The following is a 4,008-nucleotide window of genomic DNA, read 5'->3' as shown; positions in this document are numbered from 1 at the left end:
GAGAAGTCCATCTCGCCCTGCTCGTGGGCCCCCGACGACTGGGTGACGACGCGGGCGTCACCGCCGATCCCCTCGGCGGCGTCGAGGAGGTCGAACAGCCGTCCGGTGAGCGCGAAGTGGCCGAGGTGGTTGACGCCGAACTGCGTCTCGAAGCCGTCCTCGGTCTCGCTACGCGGAATCGCCATCACGCCGGCGTTGTTACAGAGCACGTCGACGGCGTCGTAGTCGTCCCGCAGGCCCTCGACGAACGCCTCCACCGAGTCGAGCGACGCGAGGTCGCACTCGCGGACGTCGAGGTCGCCGTCGAGGCCGCCCCCGGCGTCCGCCCGGACCTCGTCGGCCGCCGCCTCGGCGCGCTCGACGCTCCGACACGCCATCACGACGGTCGCGCCCCTCGCGGCGAACTCCCGGGTCCCCTCGAACCCGAGTCCGCTGTTCGCCCCGGTGACGACCACCGTCTTCCCGTCCGACCGCGGCATCTCGTCGGCCGTCCATCCTGACATGGACGGAGGAAGGGGCGTCACGGGGAGAAACCTGTCGGCGGCCGAACCGCCGCCCGAGAGCGTCCCCGGGACGGGGCGGCGACGCTCCGAGGTCAGGTCTCCTCGAACCCGCGCAACACGACGGCCACCGCGTCCGCGGACGGAACGTCGCGGACGGCGTACTCGGTCGGGTGCCGTCGGGCGTGCGGGTACGTGTCCGGCTGCGGGACCGCGTACGTCTCCCGCCCCTCGAAGCCCCTGAGGAAGTCCCGCGTGAGCATCGGCTCGACGAACGCCAGCCGCGGCGGCTCGCTCTCGTCGGGCGCGATGAACCCTTGGATGAGCGTGTTCGAGAACGCGTCCGGGTCCCCCGGCTCGCCCGGGCCGTCCGGGAGTTCCGGCGCGTCCGCGGGAGCCGTGTGTTCGCCCATGTCGGTGATGTACCGCTGGTCGGCGACCGGCTCGGGCGACCGCGCGTACCCCTCGGGGAGCTGGTCGTAATCGAACCGCGTCTCCGTCACCTCGCCGTCGGGATCCGGCTGCGGACTGCCGGGCGCGTACTCCCCGTTCCCGGTGTCGTACGGCGGGAGTCGAGGTCCGTCGACGGCGTCGACGGTCGCCGGATCGAGCATGTGGAAGTGAATATCGAAGTGCGGCTTGAGCCACGCGCCCGCCCCGCCGAAGTGGCCGCCCGGATTCCAGTTGAGCCCGAGGAACGTGAACGGTGTCCGCTCCGCGGCTGGGAACGGGACGAAGAACTGGAGCGACTACTTGAAGTGGACCTGCGTCGCCTGCCCGCCCGCGCGGTACTTGTCGGTCTCGGCCCGGTGGTCGGCCGCTTCGAGCTCGCCGGCGTTCGGGAGGCCCTCCAGCGCCGTCCGGTCGAACTCCACGCCGTGGTACTTCGGCTCGCCCGACGGGGTCTCGGTGGTGAACGTCCTGACCGAGCCGTTTCCGAGGTCGACGCTCCGGCCGTAGGTCGTAATCCCCTTCGGTGGGAACCCGCCCGCGGCGCGGACGCCGGCGCCGTTCCCACTTCTCGGTTCGCCGACGGCGGTCGACGTGCCCCAGACGAGGGCGGCGCCGGTCGCGGCCGCGCCTCGGAGTACCGCCCGTCGGTCCGGCTCCGGCGGTCGGGTCGTGGTTCGCGCTCGGTTCGCCTCGCCACTCGCGTCGTCTGTCATTTCGGTGCTCCCTCCCGGCACGAATGCTGGTCTGTGACACATCACCGTGCCACATCAATCAATAAATTTAAATTATTTCAATGTAACGACCGGCCGGCCGACGGTACGACGGGATAGCGATTTCAGACGCGTCCCGAGAACTGTCACGTGAGAGCGGCACACGCATCCGTCGGAGACGGCTTCTTCCGCGGGGATACACTTTCACCGCGCCGCCGGTGCGTTTTTAGGTGCCTCGGGGAAAGGAGTGAGTACCGAATGACGTCCTTCCAGTCGACGATCGGCGACGAGGAGGGGATCGCGGAGGAGCTGGCCGAGGGCCAGCGCGAGATCTCCATCGCCGAGTTCTTCGAGAAGAACAAACACATGCTCGGGTTCGACTCGGGCGCCCGGGGGCTCGTCACCGCTGTCAAGGAGGCGGTCGACAACGCCCTCGACGCGACCGAGGAGGCCGGCGTCCTCCCCGACATCTACATCGAGATCGAGGAGGTGGGCGACTACTACCGGCTCGTCATCGAGGACAACGGGCCTGGGATCACGAAAGAACAGCTTCCGAAGGTGTTCGGAAAGCTCCTGTACGGCAGCCGGTTCCACGCCCGCGAGCAGTCCCGCGGGCAGCAGGGGATCGGGATCTCGGCGGCCGTCCTGTACTCGCAGCTGACCTCGGGCCAGCCGGCGAAGATCACTTCGCGGCCGAAGGGCCAGTCGCGGGCGCAGTACTTCGAGCTCATCATCGATACGGACACGAACGAGCCGGAGATCCAGGCCGACGAGGAGACGACGTGGGACCGCCCCCACGGGACCCGGATCGAGCTGGAGATGGAGGCGAACATGCGCGCCCGCCAGCAGCTCCACGACTACGTGAAACACACCGCGGTCGTCAACCCCCACGCACGGCTCGAACTGCGCGAGCCGGGGCTCGACGAGCCGATGAAGTTCGAGCGCGCCACCGACGAGCTGCCGGCGGAGACGGAGGAGATCCGTCCGCACCCCCACGGCGTCGAGCTCGGCACGCTGATCAAGATGCTGGAGGCGACCGAGTCGTACTCGGTCTCCGGGTTCCTCCAAGAGGAGTTCACACGGGTCGGCAAGAAGACCGCCGACAGCGTGATCGACAACTTCCGGGACGTGTACTACGGCCGCGAGCTGTCGTGGTCGCCGCCCCGAGCGCACGACGACCGCGATATCGCGAGCGCGGTCTCCGAGGCCGTCGCCAACAAGGGCGCGGAAGCGACGACCGCCTTCGCAGCGGGCGTCGCCGAGACGGTCGGGAACAACGACCGGATCACCCGGTCCGAGCTCGCCGACATCGTCGACAACGTCGCGGAGACGGTCGAGGACGACACCGGAAAGACGTTCGGCGGGACCGTCCGCGAGAACGCGGTCGACGCCGGGTGGCGGGCGGTCACCGGCCGTGGCGGCGCGGACGAGGAGGCCGCGGCGTCGAGCGGCGACGGCGGGGCCGACGACCCCGAGGAGTCCCCGCTCGTCCCCGACGTGTACGCGCTGGTCGACGAGGCCACGTCGACGCGGAAGGACGACGCCGCGGTTCAGGCGATGGCCGAGGCGCTCGCGCGCCGGTTCGAGAACCTCGACGGCGACGCGTTCCGGACCACCCGCGACGACCTCGAACGCCTCGTCGCGGACGCGGCGTCGTTCGTCGCCGAGCAGCACGACGCGACCTTCGGCGAGACCGCGCGCGAGAACGTCGTCGAGGCGTTCTGGTCGCGGGCGCGGACCGTGCCAGACGACCCGCCGAAGGTGAAGTCGATCGCGGGCGACCGCGACGCCGCGGCCGACCTCCTAGAGGCGATGCGGACGACGGACATCCTCGCGCCGCCGACCGGGTGTCTCGCGCCGATCACGGCGGAGCTGGTCGAGGCCGGGCTACGGAAGGAGTACGACGCCGACTTCTACGCGGCGGCGACCCGCGACGCCGAGGTCCACGGCGGCGACCCGTTCATCGTCGAGGCCGGGATCGCGTACGGCGGCGAGATTCCCGCCGAGGGGTCGGTCGAGCTGCTCCGGTTCGCCAACCGCGTCCCGCTCGTCTACCAGCGGGGCGCCTGCGCGACGACGGACGTGATAAAACAGATCGGATGGCGCAACTACGGGTTAGACCAGCCCGGGGGGTCGGGGATGCCGAACGGGCCGGCCGTCATCAGCATCCACGTCGCCTCCACGAACGTCCCGTTCACGAGCGAGTCGAAGGACGCGCTCGCGAACGTCCCCGAGATCGAAGACGAGATCGAGCTCGCGGTCCGGGAGGCCGCCCGCGAACTGAAGTCGTTCCTCAGTAAGCGGCGCTCGATGCAGCAGCGCCGGGAGAAACAGGACGTGCTCGG

The 4,008-nt window shown here is 69.9% G+C and carries 2 protein-coding genes and 1 pseudogene; 1 reads left to right on the top strand and 2 read right to left on the bottom strand.

Annotated features, from left to right (window positions below):
• Both B9G38_RS14920 and B9G38_RS18835 read right to left on the bottom strand, forming a co-directional pair.
• Window positions 1–503, bottom strand: a 503-nt coding sequence (locus tag B9G38_RS14920; protein WP_198945712.1) for an SDR family NAD(P)-dependent oxidoreductase, incomplete at its 3' end; no start/stop codon positions are given.
• Between the two features lie 92 nt (window positions 504–595).
• Window positions 596–1,666 (bottom strand): annotated as a pseudogene (locus B9G38_RS18835) (hypothetical protein).
• Between the two features lie 255 nt (window positions 1,667–1,921).
• Here B9G38_RS18835 and B9G38_RS14910 point away from each other — a divergent pair.
• On the top strand, window positions 1,922–4,008 hold a 2,087-nt coding region (locus B9G38_RS14910), incomplete at its 3' end, for a DNA topoisomerase VI subunit B (RefSeq protein ID WP_086220900.1).

The organism is Halorubrum sp. SD612 (assembly GCF_002135005.1).
Note: the sequence above shows the minus strand (reverse complement) of the source record. Positions and strands in the feature narration are given on the sequence as shown.